Genomic DNA, 13,733 nt, shown 5'->3' with positions numbered 1-13,733 from the left:
CACCAGTACTGCCTTTCGGTCGGTGAGAAGTTAGAGTGCGTTCTTGCCTGCGGCGAGCTCGCGGGCGAGGGCGCCGACGGCGTCGACTCCCCCGTCGGCCAGCGCCTTGACCAGCGCGGAGCCGACGATGGCGCCGTCCGCATAGCCGAGGACCTCGCGCACCTGTTCCGGCGTGGAGATCCCGACGCCGACGCAGGCGCTCGTCGAGCCGGCCTCGCGCAGGCGCTCGATCAGGCCGCGGGCGGCCGCATCGACGTCTGCCCTGGCACCGGTGATGCCCATGGTGGAGACGGCGTAGACGAAGCCGCGGCTGGCCTCGACGACGCGGCGCAGGCGCTCCGGCGTCGAGGTGGGTGCTGCGAGGAAGACGCGGTCCAGGCCGGTGCGCTCTGAGGCGGCGATCCAGTCTGCTCCCTCATCGGGGATGAGGTCGGGGGTGATCAGCCCGGCGCCGCCGGCCGCGGCGAGGTCGTCGGCGAAGCGCTCGACGCCGTACTGCACGACGGGGTTCCAGTAGGTCATGATCAGCACCGGGGCGCTGACCTGGGCGGTGATGGCGCGCACGGCCTCGAAGCCGTCGCGCAACCGGAACCCGTCGGCCAGGGCCTTCTGGGTGGCGGCCTGGATGACGCTGCCGTCCATCACGGGGTCGGAGTACGGCAGGCCCATCTCGAGCACGTCGACGCCGTTCTCGACGAGCGCGACGGCGGCGTCGATGCTGCCACCCAGGCTCGGGAAGCCGACCGGCAGGTAGCCGATCAGGGCGCCGCTGCCGGCTTCGACGCGCGTGCGGATTGCTGCTTCAACGGAACTCATGACTGCTTGGCTCCCGCATCGATCAAGTTGAAGTAACGGCCGGCGGTTTCCATGTCCTTGTCGCCGCGGCCGCTGAGGTTGACCAGGATGGTCGAGTCGGGGCCGAGCTCGCGGCCGAGCTCCAGCGCGCCGGCGAGGGCGTGCGCGGACTCGATCGCCGGGATGATGCCCTCGGTGCGGCTGAGCAGCAGGAGCGCGTCCATCGCGGCGGCATCCGTGACGGGGCGGTAGTTCGCCCGGCCGATGCTGTTCAGCCAGGCGTGCTCCGGGCCGACGCCCGGGTAGTCCAGGCCGGCGGAGATGGAGTGCGACTCGTAGGTCTGGCCGTCCTCGTCCTGCAGCATCATGCTTCGGGCGCCGTGCAGCACGCCCGGACGGCCCTTGGTGATGGTGGCGGCGTGGCGCGGCGTCTCTGCGCCCTCGCCGGCCGCCTCGTAGCCGTACAGGGCTACGGAGGGGTCGTCGAGGAAGGCGTGGAAGATGCCCATCGCGTTGGAGCCACCGCCGACGCAGGCGGCGACGGCATCCGGCAGCGCGCCGGTCAGCTCGAGCACCTGAGCGCGGGCCTCCTCGCCGATGATCTTCTGGAAGTCGCGGACCATGGCCGGGAACGGGTGGGCCCAGCGACGGTGCCGAAGATGTAGTTGGTGTTCTCGACGTTGGTGACCCAGTCGCGCATGGCGTCGTTGATGGCGTCTTTCAGGGTGCGCGATCCTGCCTTGACGGCGACGACCTCCGCACCGAGCAGGCGCATGCGGGCCACGTTCAGGGCCTGGCGCTCCGTGTCGACCTCGCCCATGTAGACGACGCACTCGAAGCCGAACAGGGCGGCGGCGGTCGCGGTGGCGACGCCGTGCTGGCCTGCGCCGGTCTCGGCGATGACACGGGTCTTGCCGATGCGCTTGGTGAGCAGAGCCTGGCCGAGCACGTTGTTGATCTTGTGCGAGCCGGTGTGGTTCAGGTCTTCGCGCTTCAAGATGATGCGGGCACCGCCGGCGTGCTCCGCGAAGCGGGGCACCTCGGTGATGATCGACGGCCGGCCGGTGTAGGTCTTGTGCAGCGCGGTGAGCTCGGCGGCGAACGCCGGGTCCTTCTTGGTCAGTTCGTAGGCGACGGTGAGCTCGTCGAGGGCCGCCACGAGGGACTCGGGCACGAACCGCCCGCCGAAGTCACCGAAGTAGGGCCCGAGCTCGTCGCGCAGGTTGCCGGAAGGGTTGGTCATGTCACACCGCCAGGAATTCAGAGAGCGTGCGGATGGGGTCGCTCGTGACGAGCGCCTCTCCGACGAGTACGACGTCGGCGCCGGCCGCGCGGTAGTGCGCGACATCCGCGGCGGAGAGCACCGCGGACTCGGCGACCTTGATGGTGCCGGCCGGGATGCGGCCGGACAGCTCACCGAACAGGTTCTTGTCCAGCTCGAAGGTCGACAGGTTGCGCGCGTTGACGCCGATGAGCGAGGCACCGAGGTCGATGGCCCGCTCCAGCTCGTCGGCGCTGTGCGTCTCGACCAGCGGCGTCATGCCGAGCTCGAGGATCAGCGTGTGCAGCTCGGCGAGCAGCGGCTGTTCGAGCGCCGCCACGATCAACAGCACCAGGTCGGCGCCCGCTGCGCGGGCCTCCAGCACCTGGTATGGCGTGGCGATGAAGTCTTTGCGCAGCACCGGCAGACTCACCGCAGCGCGCACCGCCTCCAGGTCGGCGAGCGAGCCGCCGAACTTGCGCTGCTCGGTGAGCACGCTGATCGCGCTGGCCCCGCCCTGTTCGTAGGCGGTGGCCAGGGCGGCGGGATCGCGGATCTCGGCCAGCGCCCCGCGGGACGGGCTGGCCCGCTTGATTTCGGCGATGACCTTGACGCGGTCGGCCGGGGCCAGCGCACTCCAGGCGTCGATGGCCGCAGGGCGCGCCAAGGCCGCGGCCTCAACGGTGGCGTATGGCCGGCTCAGGCGCCGCTGTTCTGCGTCTTCAACGGAGCCGGCGGTGAGCTCGGTGAGCACGCGCTAGTGGGCTTTCGGAGCGTACTTCGCGCCGTTGACGCCGTATCCGGCCTTGGCCAGGACGCCGCCGACGATGAGGCCGACGATGAGGAGTCCGGCAGAGGCCCAGACGAGCCACTCCATTTCCAGGAAGAACGCGACGGTTCCGATGAGGAAGGCGAGGAGCATGATGACGACCGAGGTCCATGCGGCCGGCGAATTGCCGTGTCCTGGCTCGACTGACTCTGTGCTCATGGTTCTCCTTAGAGGTTTGTGGCGGGGGTGATTGAAAGTCTAGCGGCTTCGCCGCTGGGGGCCGGGCCGCCGTGCGGCGGGCCCGGTTGTTACTGCTCGGTCGGGTCGCTGCCGCGGCTGAGTTCGTCCCAGTTGTCGATGGCGGCGTCCTTCGCGCTGAGCGGAGCCCCGTCGGCGTGTTCCAGGCGCACGGCCTGGTACTTGCGGCCGGGGCCCGGCCAGCGGCGGGAGGTGACCAGCACGCCGACCCCGGCGGCGGCGAACAGCACACCGGCGAGCACGCCGAGCCACGGCCAGGCGGTGATGCCGGCATCCGAGATCAGGGCCAGCACCGCGGTGTCGCCGGCGATGCCGGTGAGTGTGGTGACGTTGGAGATGGCGGCGGCGGCCGGGTTGATGATGGCGGCGGATGACGCGATGACCACGGCCACGCCGAGCAGCACCTCGAGCAGGCCGAGCACGATCCGGAACACGGGGCCGGCGATCGCCAGCGCGCCGCCGAGGGCCAGGCCGGCCAGGGCCAGTGCCGAGAGGGCAGGGGCTGCCGCGGCGCCGTCGACGGAGACGGTCAGGCCCTCGACGTGTGCAACGACCCAGGTCTGGGTCCAGGCGATGAGGGCGAGCACCGCGGAGAGCAGGCCGCCGACGACGAGCAGCATCTTGAAGCGTGAGGCGCTCATAGTCAGCGCACCCGGTGCAGCGCGTTGGCGACGGCGACGGCGCGCAGCGGCGCCGCTGCCTTGTTCTGCGTCTCTTCGAACTCGGTCCGCGGGACGGAGTCGAGCACGAGCCCGGCACCGGCCTGCACTGTGGCCACGCCGCCCATGATGGTGACGGTGCGGATGGCAATGGCCAGGTCGGCGTCACCGGCGAGGCCGAAGTAGCCGACCACTCCCCCGTAGACACCGCGCTGGGCCGGCTCCAGTTCGTCGATGATCTGCAGGGCGCGCGGTTTCGGCGCGCCGGAGAGCGTGCCAGCGGGGAACGTGGCCCGGAACACGCTGATGGCATTCTTGCCAGCCGTGAGGTCACCCTCGACGGCGGAAACGATATGCATGATGTGGCTGAACCTCTCGATGCGCATGAACTCGGTGACCTCGATGCTGCCAGGGGTGCACACCTTGGCCAGATCGTTGCGGGCCAGATCGACGAGCATCAGGTGCTCTGCGCGCTCCTTCTCGTCGGCCAGAAGCTCGGTGGCGAGGTCGGCGTCGACCTCGGGAGTCGCACCGCGCGGCCGGGATCCGGCGATCGGGTTGGTGAAGACGCGGTTGTTCTGCACCTTGACCAGCGCCTCCGGCGAGGAGCCGACGATCCAGTACGGCTCGCCGTCCGGGCTCTCCAGACTGAGCAGGTACATGTAGGGGCTCGGGTTGAGGCTGCGCAGCACCCGGTAGACGTCGATGGGGGCCGCGGTGCAGTCCTGCTCGAAGCGCTGCGAGATGACGACTTGGAAGATGTCGCCGTCACGGATGTACTCCTTGGCGGTCTCGACGGATGCCAGGAAGTCGGCCTCAGCGGTGCGCGAGCGCGCGTTCGGCGCCGTGTGCATGTCGACGTCGGCGAGCCACGCCTCCGACGGCTGGGCGAGGCGGCGCTGCAGGGAGTCCAGGCGGGTCTGTGCGTCGGACCACAGCGCGTCGGCGTCGTCGCGACCGTCGTTCAGCACGTTGGCAATCAGCTGGACGGTGCCGAATTTGTGGTCGATGACGACGAGCTCCGCGACGAAGCTGAAGGCCTGGCCTGGCATGCCGGATTCCTTCGGCGGCTTGTTCGGCAGACGCTCGATCTGCCGGATGGCCTCCCAACCGATGAAGCCGACGAGGCCGCCGGTCAGCGGCGGGTGGCCGGGCAGCTGCGGCGTCTTCCACCGTTCGAACAGCTGCTCGAGCGCGGCCAGCGGCGCCAGGCCTGCCGCGTCGCCGAGCACCCGCTCGGCCGGCGCGCCGTAGTCGATCCATGCGACGGAGTCGTCGCTCTGGGTGAGCACGCCGAAGGAGGAGACGCCGACGAAGGAGAACCGCGACCAGATGCCGCCCTGCTCGGCCGATTCCAGCAGGAAGCTGCCGGGGCGTCCGTCCGCGAGCTTGCGGTAGATGTTCACCGGCGTCTCGCCGTCGGCGAAGAGCTCGCGCATCACCGGGATCACCCGGTGCTCGGCGGCGACGGCGTCGAAGTCGGCGCGGCTGGTTGTTCCGGTGCTCATGTCGGTGCTCCGTTCGGGGCGATCGGCGGGCGAATGGCCCGTCGAGCTGGGTCTAGGCGGGCAGGATGACGGGCCGCAGGGGGTCGACGTCGAAGCAGGAGTGCGCGCCGGTGTGGCAGGCGGCGCCGATCTGCTCCACCTGCACCAGCAGGGCGTCGTCGTCGCAGTCGAGCGCGGCCCCGCGCACGAACTGGGCGTGACCGGAGGTGTCGCCCTTCCGCCAGTACTCCTGGCGGGAGCGCGACCAGAAGGTGACCCGGCCCTCGGTCAGCGTGCGGCGGAGCGCCTCGGCATCCATCCAGCCCATCATCAGCACCTCGCGAGTGTCGTGCTGCTGGATGATCGCCGGCAGCAGGCCGTCGGAGTTGAACGCGGCGCGGGCGATGACGGCGGCGACGTCCTCGACGGTGCCAGCGGGAGTGTTCGGGTCAATCATGTGCGTACCGGCATCCCTTCGGCCGCGAGGGCCTTCTTCACGTCGCCGATGGTCAGTTCACCGTTGTGGAAAACGGAGGCGGCGAGCACGGCGTCGGCACCGGCGGCGATGGCCGGAGGGAAGTGCTCCACCGCGCCGGCACCGCCGGAGGCGATGACGGGCACCGTGCTGAGGCCGCGGATGGTGCGGATCAGTTCGAGGTCGAAGCCGGCCTTGGTGCCGTCGGCGTCGATCGAGTTGACGAGCAGCTCGCCGACGCCGAGCTCGATGGCTTGGCTGGCCCAGGCGAGGGCGTCCAGGTCGGTCTCGGTGCGGCCGCCGTGGGTGGTCACCACGAAGCCGGACTCTGTGCGGTCGCTGCGCTTGATGTCAAGCGAGAGCACGAGCACTTGCGAGCCGAAGCGGTCGGCGATCTCGGCGATCAGGGCCGGGCGGGCGATGGCGGCGCTGTTGACACCCACCTTGTCTGCGCCGTTGGCCTGCAGCCGGGAGACGTCTTCGACGCTGCGGATGCCGCCGCCGACGGTCAGCGGGATGAACACCTGTTCGGCGGTCGCACGCACCACGTCGTAGGTGGTGGAGCGGTTGTCGACCGTCGCGGTGACGTCGAGGAAGGTGAGCTCGTCTGCCCCCTGCTCGAAGTAGCGCTTGGCGAGCTCGACCGGGTCACCCGCATCGCGCAGGTTCTGGAAGTTGACGCCCTTGACGACGCGGCCATCGGCCACGTCGAGACAGGGGATGACGCGAACGGAGAGGGACATGTCCGCCGCCCCTAGAGCCGTGCTGCGTGGATCGAGCTGACCAGGATGGCGCGGGCGCCGATCTCGTACAGCGCGTCCATCATGTGGTTCGTCTCTGCCCGCGGGATCATGACCCGCACGGCGGCCCACTCCGGGTCGTGCAGCGGCGAGACCGTTGGAGACTCGATGCCGGGGGCAACGCGCGTGGCCTGCTCGAGCAGCGAGACGCGGATGTCGTAGTCCATGATCACGTACTGGCGGGCGACGAGCACGCCCTGCAGGCGGCGGAGCAGGGTGGCGACACCCGGCTTCTCCTCCGCTGAGCGGATCAGCACGGCCGTCGATTGCAGGATGACGGGGCCGAAGATGGACAGGCCGGCCGCGCGCAGGGTGGCGCCGGTGGAGACGACGTCTGCGACGGCATCCGCAACGCCCAGGCGCACGGCGGACTCGACGGCGCCGTCGAGCTTGACCAGCTCGACCTCAATGCCCTTCTCACGCAGGAAGTCCCCGACCAGGCCGGGGTAGCTGGTGGCGACGCGCACGCCCGCTAGGTCGCTCAGCTCGCTGAAGCGGTCCGAGGGGCCCGCGAAGCGGAAGGTGGAGTCGGCGAAGTTCAGCTCGGCCACCTCGGTGGCGGGCGAGCCGGAGTCCAGCAGCAGGTCGCGGCCGGTGATGCCGACATCCAGCGCGCCGGAACCGACGTAGGTGGCGATGTCGCGCGGGCGCAGGTAGAAGAACTCGACGTCGTTGCGGGGGTCTGGAGTGTGCAGGTCGCGCGGGTCGCGGCGGCCGGTGTAGCCCGCCTCGAACAGCATCTGGGCGGCAGTGTCTGACAGTGAGCCCTTGTTGGGCACGGCAATTCTCAGCATGGTGGTGCTCTCTGGTTCGTGTGGATCAATCATCGGTGTCATGAGATGCCGGCACGGAGGTCGGCGAATCAGAGATGTCGGTACACGTCGGCGGGGCTGAGACCCTTCGCCACCATGAGGACCTGCAGGTGGTAGAGCAACTGCGAGATCTCCTCGGCAGTTTCTTCATCGCTCTGGTACTCGGCGGCCATCCAGACTTCTGCGGCCTCCTCGACAATTTTCTTGCCAATGGCATGCACGCCGGCGTCGAGCTCCCGCACGGTCCCCGAACCTTCGGGGCGGGTGCGGGCCTTCTCGGTGAGCTCAGCGAAGAGGGCGTCGAAAGTTTTCACCTCTACAGGTTACTAGTGCTGGTGGGCTGATGACGCCGCCGCGGCCCGCAGCGCAGCAATCTGGGCGTCCGGCTCCCCCACGTTGTACACCGCGGAGCCGGCGACGAAGGTGTCCGCCCCATGCTCGGCGGCGATGCCGATCGTGTCCAGGCTGATGCCGCCGTCCACCTGCAGCCACACATCCAGGCCGCTCGCGGCGACCGCGTCGGCCGCGCGCCGGAGCTTGGGCATCATGTCGGTCATGAAGCTCTGGCCGCCGAAGCCGGGCTCCACCGTCATGATCAGGATCTGGTCGAACTCGGGCAGCAGCTCCAGGTACGGCTCCACGTCGGTGCCGGGCTTCAGCGCGATGCCGGCGCGGGCTCCGCGCTGGCGAAGACGCCGGGCCAGCGTGACGGGGTCGGTGCTGGCCTCGGCGTGGAACGTGACGGATGCCGCCCCCACCTCGGCGTAGCCGGGCGCCCAGTGGTCGGCATCCGAGATCATCAGGTGTACGTCCAACGGGATCGGCGAGACCTCGTTCAGACGCTCCACCATGGTCTTGCCGAACGTGAGGTTGGGCACGAAGTGGTTGTCCATGACGTCGACGTGCACGAAGTCGGCTGTGGCGATGCGGTCGAGCTCGCGCTCGAGGTTCGCGAAATCGGCGGTGAGGATGCTGGGGTTGATCCGCGGGGCGCGCGGCGTGTGGGTCGACATGGCTCCCATGCTAGCGAGCGGGGCGGCTGGGGCGCTTCTTCGCCGGTTGAGCCTGTCGAAACCCCGGGTTGGGCCGGGTTCCGTAGGTTCCGTGTGTTCCGCTGGTCGAGTAGCGCCGCCCGCGGCGCGTATCGAGACCCCGTTGCCAGATCTCGATACGGCCCTGGCGGGCCTACTCGATCAACGGCAGGGGCAACCCTCCCGTTGGCTCGAGGGAGTGCCAGCGACCGAAGCCAACCCCGCCAGAGACAGGCGCCCGCCCCCAGACCCGCTGGTCGAGTAGCGCCGCCCGCGGCGCGTATCGAGACCCCGTTGCCAAATCTCGATACGGCCCCGGCGGGCCTACTCGATCAACGGCAGGGGCAACCCTCCCGCTGGCTCGAGGGAGTGCCAGCGACCGAAGCCAACCGCACGGAAGACAGGCGCCCGCCCCCAGACCCGCTGGTCGAGTAGCGCCGCCCGCGGCGCGTATCGAGACCCCGTTGCGAGATCTCGATACGGCCCTGGCGGGCCTACTCGATCAACGGCAGGGGAAACCCTCCCGTTGGCTCGAGGGAGCTCCAGCGACCGAAGCCAACCTCGCCGGGACACGGGTGGCACCCACCCGCCGGTCGAGTAGCGCCGCCCGCGGCGCGTATCGAGACCCAGTTGCCAGATCTCGATTCGGCCCTAGCGGGCCTACTCGATCAACGGCAGGGGAAACCCTCCCGTTGGCTCGAGGGAGCTCCAGCGACCGAAGCCAACCTCGCCGGGACACGGGTGGCACCCACCCGCCGGTCGAGTAGCGCCGCCCGCGGCGCGTATCGAGACCCAGTTGCCAGATCTCGATTCGGCCCTAGCGGGCCTACTCGATCAACGGCAGGGGCAACCCTCCCGTTGGCTCGAGGGAGTGCCGCGACCGATCGGGAGGCAGAGGGCGGATCGGGAGGCGGGTTTCGGTAGACAGTTGCCTCCCGATCCGCCGAATGCCTCCCGACGTGTGCCCGCCGGGCGGGCGGCTGCGCCTAGTGCTTGCGGAACAGGGCGATGAACATCGCGTCGGTACCGTGGCGGTGCGGCCAGAGCTGCACCGTGCGGCCGTTGCCGCCTATGTCGAGCGGGTTCGCCGCGATCGCCTCGAGCACGTCGCGGGTCGGCAGCTGCTCGAGCTTGTCGCCCCAGCGGGCGAGCGCGCCGTTGACGGTGCCGAGCGTCTCGCCGAGGTGCGGCGAGCAGGTGACGTAGGCGATGATGCCGCCGGGCTTCAGCGCGGCGAAGGCGGCGTCGAACAGCTTGCCCTGCAGCACGCTCAGCTCGGCGACGTCGTTCGGCGACTTGCGCCAGCGGGCCTCCGGGCGCCGGCGCAGCGCGCCGAGGCCGGTGCAGGGCGCGTCGAGCATGATCCGGTCGAACTGCTCCGGGTGCGTCTCACCGATCGTCGTGCCGTCCAGCTCCAGCACCGGCACGTCGCCAGGCACACCGGCCAGGGCGTTGCGCACCAGTCCGGCTCGCGCGGGCACCAGCTCGTTGGCGATGAGTTCGGCGCCCCCGGCACGTGCCTCGGCGGCGAGCAGGGCGGCCTTGCCGCCCGGGCCGGCACAGAGGTCCAGCCAGCGCTCCCCCGGCGTGATGGCCGCGGCCCGGCTGAGGGCGAGGGCCGCGAGCTGCGAGCCCTCGTCCTGCACACGCACACGGCCGCCGAAGCGCTCGGTCACCCCGACCGGGTCACCGCCGGAGAGCACGAAGCCGATCGGAGAGAACGTGTCTGAGTCGCCGAGCGCGGCGGCATCCGCGGCGTCGACGAGGCCGGGCAGAGCGGCCAGGTTCACCTTGGGGGCGACGTTGTCGGCCTCCAGCAGCTGCTCCAGCTCGTCTCCGCGGCCCTCGGCGTCGAGGGCGCTGCGGAGCGCCCGCACCACCCAGGCCGGGTGCGAGTGCAGCACGGCGAGCTTCTCATCTGCGCCCTCCGTCTCCTCCTGCACCCAGCCCTGCCATTCCTCGAGCGAACTGCGCGAGATGGTGCGCAGCACGCCGTTGGTGAAGCCCGTCGCCGAGCGGGACGCGACCTGGCTGGCCAGGGCGACCGACTCGTTCACGGCGGCGTGCGTGGCCACTCGGGTGGCGAGCAGCTGGTGCGCGCCGAGGCGCAGCACGTCGAGCACGGCGGGGTCGATCTTGTCGACGGTGCGGTCGGCGACCAGCTCGATCACCTTGTCGTAGAAGCCTTGCATGCGCAGCGTGCCGTAGGTGAGTTCCGTGGCCAACGCCGCGTCGGCGGCATTCAGGCCGGCCTTCTGGATGCGGCTCGGCAGAAGCAGGTTGGCGTAGGCGTCGGCCTCACGCACGGCGGCGATCACCTCGTAGGCGACCAGGCGCGCGGGCTGGACCTGCTGCTGCGGACGCCGGGGAGCGCTGTTGCTGCGGGGGGTGTTTCGTCGGGGTGTCTGGCCTCTGGGATCGCTCATTCGGCGATCACCTCCTCTGCTGCGATGCCGCGCCACCAGTCGGCGGCGCTCATCGGGGTCTTGCCGGCCGGCTGCACACGGAGCAGCTCGAGCGGGGTGCTTGCGGTGCCGACGAGCACGTGGCCGTCGACGGATCGGATGTGCCCGGGCGGCAGCGCTGCGGCATCGCGCGCATGGCGGAGCTCGTGCAGCTTGAACCGGGCGCCGTCGATCAGGGTGAAGGCGCCGGGTTCGGCGGTGACGCCCTGGTAGCGCTGGAACACGGATGCCGCCGGCTCCGCCCAGTGCAGCCGGGCGTCGTCGATGCCGAGCTTGGCGGCCGCGGTCGGCTCGCCCTGCTGCGGCACGGCGACAGCACTGCCGTCGGCGAGCTCGTCCACGACGCGAGCGAGCAGCGCCCCGCCGGATTCGGCGAGCTCGGCCAGCAGCGACGCGGCCGTGTCGGCCTCGGTGATGGGGCGTTCGATGCGGCCGAAGACGTCACCGGCGTCGAGGGCTGGCACGAGTTGGAAGACGTCGGCGCCCGTCGTGGCATCGCCGGCGATGAGCGCGCGCTGCACCGGGGCGGCCCCGCGCCAGCGCGGCAGCAGCGAGAAGTGCAGGTTGATCCAGCCGAGCCGCGGCGTGGAGAGCAGTGGCTCCCGCACCAGCCCGCCGTAGGCGACGATGACGCCGAGGTCGGCGCCCAGCGCGGCGATCTCGGCCGTGACGGCCTCGTCGAGGCGGTTCGCCTTGATGATCGGCAGGCCGAGCGCGGCCGCGGCCTGGGCCACCGGGGACGGGGTCAGGATGCGCTTGCGGCCGAGTGGGGCGTCGGCCCGGGTGATGACGGCGACGATCTCGTGGGGGCCGTCAGCCAGCAGTCGGAGGCTCGGCACCGCGGCGTCGGGCGTTCCGGCAAAAACAAGTCTCATCTAGAAGATCTCCGGGTCATCAAATCGAACTCTCAGTGTAGGTGCGGGACGGAAGGCGCCCCCCTTGGGCGGCCGCCTGCGCGAGCTGGCCACGCTGACGATGGAGGCCCGCAGGCGCCTGGCCACCTCGGCCCCTGCCGCATAGTCGAAGCGCACGATGGCGCGCACCAGGCCGTCGGATGCCGCGGCGCCCGGCCCGGCCGGCGGTGCCGGAACGGGCCCGAGAATGTCGGTGCCGTCCAGGTCGCGCAGCTGGGCGAGCGCGCCGTCCAGCACGGCCGGGGCGGCGGTGACGGAGGCGGTGCGCACGGCGGGCGGGAAGCGCAGCGTGCGGCGGTCGGCGAACTCGCGGGCGGCCCATTGGGCCTGCTGCCAGGTGCCGAGGGCGGTGGCCAGTTCGCCGCCTACCCCGGCCAGAATCACCGGGGCGCCCGGCGCGGCCAGGACAGCCGCGTTGGACCACCAGCGCAACGCGTCCTCTGCGACCCGCAGGGATTCTCGGCCGAGCATCCGCTCGCCGTCCAGCAGCAGCACGGCGGCATACCCGCCGGCGGCGACCGGTTCTGCCCCGCGCGTGGCGATGACGAGCGCGGGTTTCGCGGTGACGCTGAGGATGGGGTTGTCGCCGTCGGCGACAACGACGAGCGTGCCGGGGAAGGCGCGGCCGAGTTCCTCGGCGGTGCGCCCGGCGCCGACGCGCACGGTGCGGAGGGCGTGGCCGCCGCAGGTGCCGCAGGTCCAGTTGGCGGCGATCGCGCCGCACCAACGGCAGCTGGGCGCAGCACCGGGCGCGTTCTGGCCAAGCGGCCCCTGGCAGTGCGCGCAGCGCGCGGCCTCACGGCAGGTCGCGCAGGCGACGACGGGCGCATAGCCGGGCGAGGCGACCTGCACGAGCACGGGGCCGCGGGTGAGGGCGTCTTTGGCCTCGCGCCACGCCAGCGATGGGATCCTCGCGGCCTGGGCGTGCTCGTCCGGTTGACCCTGCTGGGCGGTGGCGACGATGTTCGGGCGGGAGAAGCGCTCTGGGGAGAGCTCGTGCAGCCAGCCGATCTCGACGAGGCGCTGCGCCTCGATGCTGCGGGCGTGGCCGAGCAGCACGAGGGCGCAGCCGCTCAGCCCCTGCCTGATCAGGGCGACGTCGCGGGCATTGGCGTAGGGGGCGAGCGATTCGGCGTACAGCGGGTCGCCGTCGTCCCAGAGGGCGATCAGCCCGAGCGCGCGCGCCGGCGCGTAGACGACGGAACGGTTGCCGACGATGACCCGCGGTTCCTCCTCCAGGCAGGCGAGGAAGGCGGCGTAGCGCTCCGTGGTGGTCTGGCGCGCGTCGAAGCGGGAGATCCGCTCGGCGGGGAGCAGCGCGTGCAGGGCGGCCAGCAGCTGCTCTTGGTCGCGGAAGTCGGGCACGGCGAGCAGGGCGCTCCGCCCGCCGGCGAGCGTTCGCACGGCCAGCTCGGCCATGGTCAGGGCCCAGTGGCTCACCCAGGCACCGGCCGGGGTCTCCACCAGCCGCGGGATGGCCGTCATGGCGACCCTGCCGTCCGGGTCGAGCGCGCCGGCGACGACGGCGTCCGTGTATCCGCTGAGCGTTGGCTGCGCGGATGTCGGGTCGGCGGGCCGCGGCTCCCCCGGCGTCGCTGCAGACACGGGCGCCTCGGCATCCGCCTGCGCGGCCAGCCACTTCTTCTCTGCCCGCACCGCGCGCGGCGGCACGGCGAGGCGGATCACGTCGATGGCGCTGCCTGCACCGCGGTCGGCGATGCGGCGGGCCAGCTCATACACCTCCGGCGTGAGCACGGCCGCGGTCGACACCAGCGAGTCGATGTCACTGAGCGCGCCAGAGAACTCGGAGCCGGCGTCGGCGCGGTCGAGCAGTTCGATGACGTAGGCGTCGATGATGCGCCCGCCGGAGCGGAACGGCACCTTCACTCGCTGGCCGACACGGATGTCGGCCGCCAGGGCCTCCGGAACGCCGTAATCGAAGAGGTGGTCGAGCTGCGGCAGCGGATTGTCGATCAGCACACGCGCGACCACGCCGGCTGATGCCAT

The 13,733-nt window shown here is 71.0% G+C and carries 13 protein-coding genes and 1 pseudogene; all 14 read right to left on the bottom strand.

The genetic code is table 11. The features are described 5' to 3' along the window. Positions 1-30 precede the first annotated feature (30 nt). Positions 31-816, bottom strand: coding sequence for a tryptophan synthase subunit alpha (gene trpA / locus AWU67_RS05360; protein ID WP_067227067.1), 786 nt, complete (start codon positions 814-816; stop codon positions 31-33). After that, positions 813-2,038 (bottom strand): annotated as a pseudogene (trpB, locus tag AWU67_RS05355) (tryptophan synthase subunit beta). Before trpB ends, trpA begins: the two are co-directional and overlap by 4 nt. Position 2,039: 1 nt before the next feature. Then, the gene (gene trpC, locus AWU67_RS05350) at positions 2,040-2,810 is read right to left on the bottom strand and encodes an indole-3-glycerol phosphate synthase TrpC (protein WP_067227066.1); all 771 of its coding nucleotides are present in this window, start codon (positions 2,808-2,810) and stop codon (positions 2,040-2,042) included. Positions 2,811-2,813: 3 nt separating this feature from the next. Further along, positions 2,814-3,044: a DUF6704 family protein gene (locus tag AWU67_RS05345; protein ID WP_067227065.1), complete on the bottom strand. Its 231-nt coding sequence runs from the start codon at positions 3,042-3,044 to the stop codon at positions 2,814-2,816. 89 nt (positions 3,045-3,133) lie between these two features. After that, positions 3,134-3,724 carry a Trp biosynthesis-associated membrane protein gene (locus tag AWU67_RS05340; protein ID WP_067227064.1) on the bottom strand — a complete coding sequence of 197 codons (591 nt, stop codon included), beginning with the start codon at positions 3,722-3,724 and terminating at the stop codon, positions 3,134-3,136. 2 nt (positions 3,725-3,726) lie between these two features. Further along, positions 3,727-5,250, bottom strand: a complete 1,524-nt coding sequence (locus tag AWU67_RS05335) for an anthranilate synthase component I (RefSeq protein ID WP_067227063.1) — start codon at positions 5,248-5,250, stop codon at positions 3,727-3,729. Between the two features lie 52 nt (positions 5,251-5,302). Beyond that, complete coding sequence (gene hisI / locus AWU67_RS05330) at positions 5,303-5,686, bottom strand: phosphoribosyl-AMP cyclohydrolase (RefSeq protein ID WP_067227062.1); 384 nt, start codon at positions 5,684-5,686, stop codon at positions 5,303-5,305. Then, positions 5,683-6,447, bottom strand: a complete 765-nt coding sequence (gene hisF / locus AWU67_RS05325) for an imidazole glycerol phosphate synthase subunit HisF (protein WP_067227061.1) — start codon at positions 6,445-6,447, stop codon at positions 5,683-5,685. The genes hisI and hisF overlap by 4 nt, the downstream gene beginning before the upstream one ends. Positions 6,448-6,458: 11 nt before the next feature. Further along, the gene (hisG, locus tag AWU67_RS05320; RefSeq protein ID WP_067227060.1) at positions 6,459-7,298 is read right to left on the bottom strand and encodes an ATP phosphoribosyltransferase; all 840 of its coding nucleotides are present in this window, start codon (positions 7,296-7,298) and stop codon (positions 6,459-6,461) included. A 68-nt stretch (positions 7,299-7,366) separates the two neighbouring features. Further along, positions 7,367-7,630, bottom strand: coding sequence for a phosphoribosyl-ATP diphosphatase (locus tag AWU67_RS05315; RefSeq protein WP_067227059.1), 264 nt, complete (start codon positions 7,628-7,630; stop codon positions 7,367-7,369). Between the two features lie 12 nt (positions 7,631-7,642). Further along, a complete protein-coding gene (rpe, locus tag AWU67_RS05310; protein ID WP_082716794.1) occupies positions 7,643-8,329 on the bottom strand; it encodes a ribulose-phosphate 3-epimerase in 687 nt (228 codons plus the stop codon). A gap of 1,004 nt (positions 8,330-9,333) precedes the next feature. Next, on the bottom strand, positions 9,334-10,773 hold the full coding sequence (locus AWU67_RS05305; protein ID WP_067227057.1) for an RsmB/NOP family class I SAM-dependent RNA methyltransferase: 1,440 nt from the start codon (positions 10,771-10,773) through the stop codon (positions 9,334-9,336). Continuing rightward, positions 10,770-11,687, bottom strand: a complete 918-nt coding sequence (fmt, locus tag AWU67_RS05300) for a methionyl-tRNA formyltransferase (RefSeq protein ID WP_067227056.1) — start codon at positions 11,685-11,687, stop codon at positions 10,770-10,772. The genes AWU67_RS05305 and fmt overlap by 4 nt, the downstream gene beginning before the upstream one ends. Beyond that, entirely contained in the window at positions 11,688-13,733 is a 2,046-nt protein-coding gene (locus AWU67_RS05295; RefSeq protein ID WP_067227055.1) for a hypothetical protein, read from the bottom strand.

Origin of the sequence: Microterricola viridarii (assembly GCF_001542775.1) — a bacterium.
GTDB lineage: Bacteria > Actinomycetota > Actinomycetes > Actinomycetales > Microbacteriaceae > Microterricola > Microterricola viridarii_A.
This window is presented reverse-complemented; position numbering and strand designations above follow the sequence as displayed.

Bases quoted from the DNA above. Each gene is read 5' to 3' on its own strand.
- trpA (WP_067227067.1), bottom strand. From the start codon at position 816: ATGAGTTCCGTTGAAGCAGCAATCCGCACGCGCGTCGAAGCCGGCAGC.
- AWU67_RS05345 (WP_067227065.1), bottom strand. From the start codon at position 3,044: ATGAGCACAGAGTCAGTCGAGCCAGGACACGGCAATTCGCCGGCCGCA.
- AWU67_RS05340 (WP_067227064.1), bottom strand. From the start codon at position 3,724: ATGAGCGCCTCACGCTTCAAGATGCTGCTCGTCGTCGGCGGCCTGCTC.
- AWU67_RS05335 (WP_067227063.1), bottom strand. From the start codon at position 5,250: ATGAGCACCGGAACAACCAGCCGCGCCGACTTCGACGCCGTCGCCGCC.
- hisI (WP_067227062.1), bottom strand. From the start codon at position 5,686: ATGATTGACCCGAACACTCCCGCTGGCACCGTCGAGGACGTCGCCGCC.
- hisF (WP_067227061.1), bottom strand. From the start codon at position 6,447: ATGTCCCTCTCCGTTCGCGTCATCCCCTGTCTCGACGTGGCCGATGGC.
- hisG (WP_067227060.1), bottom strand. From the start codon at position 7,298: ATGCTGAGAATTGCCGTGCCCAACAAGGGCTCACTGTCAGACACTGCC.
- rpe (WP_082716794.1), bottom strand. From the start codon at position 8,329: ATGTCGACCCACACGCCGCGCGCCCCGCGGATCAACCCCAGCATCCTC.
- AWU67_RS05305 (WP_067227057.1), bottom strand. From the start codon at position 10,773: ATGAGCGATCCCAGAGGCCAGACACCCCGACGAAACACCCCCCGCAGC.
- fmt (WP_067227056.1), bottom strand. From the start codon at position 11,687: ATGAGACTTGTTTTTGCCGGAACGCCCGACGCCGCGGTGCCGAGCCTC.
- AWU67_RS05295 (WP_067227055.1), bottom strand. From the start codon at position 13,733: ATGGCATCAGCCGGCGTGGTCGCGCGTGTGCTGATCGACAATCCGCTG.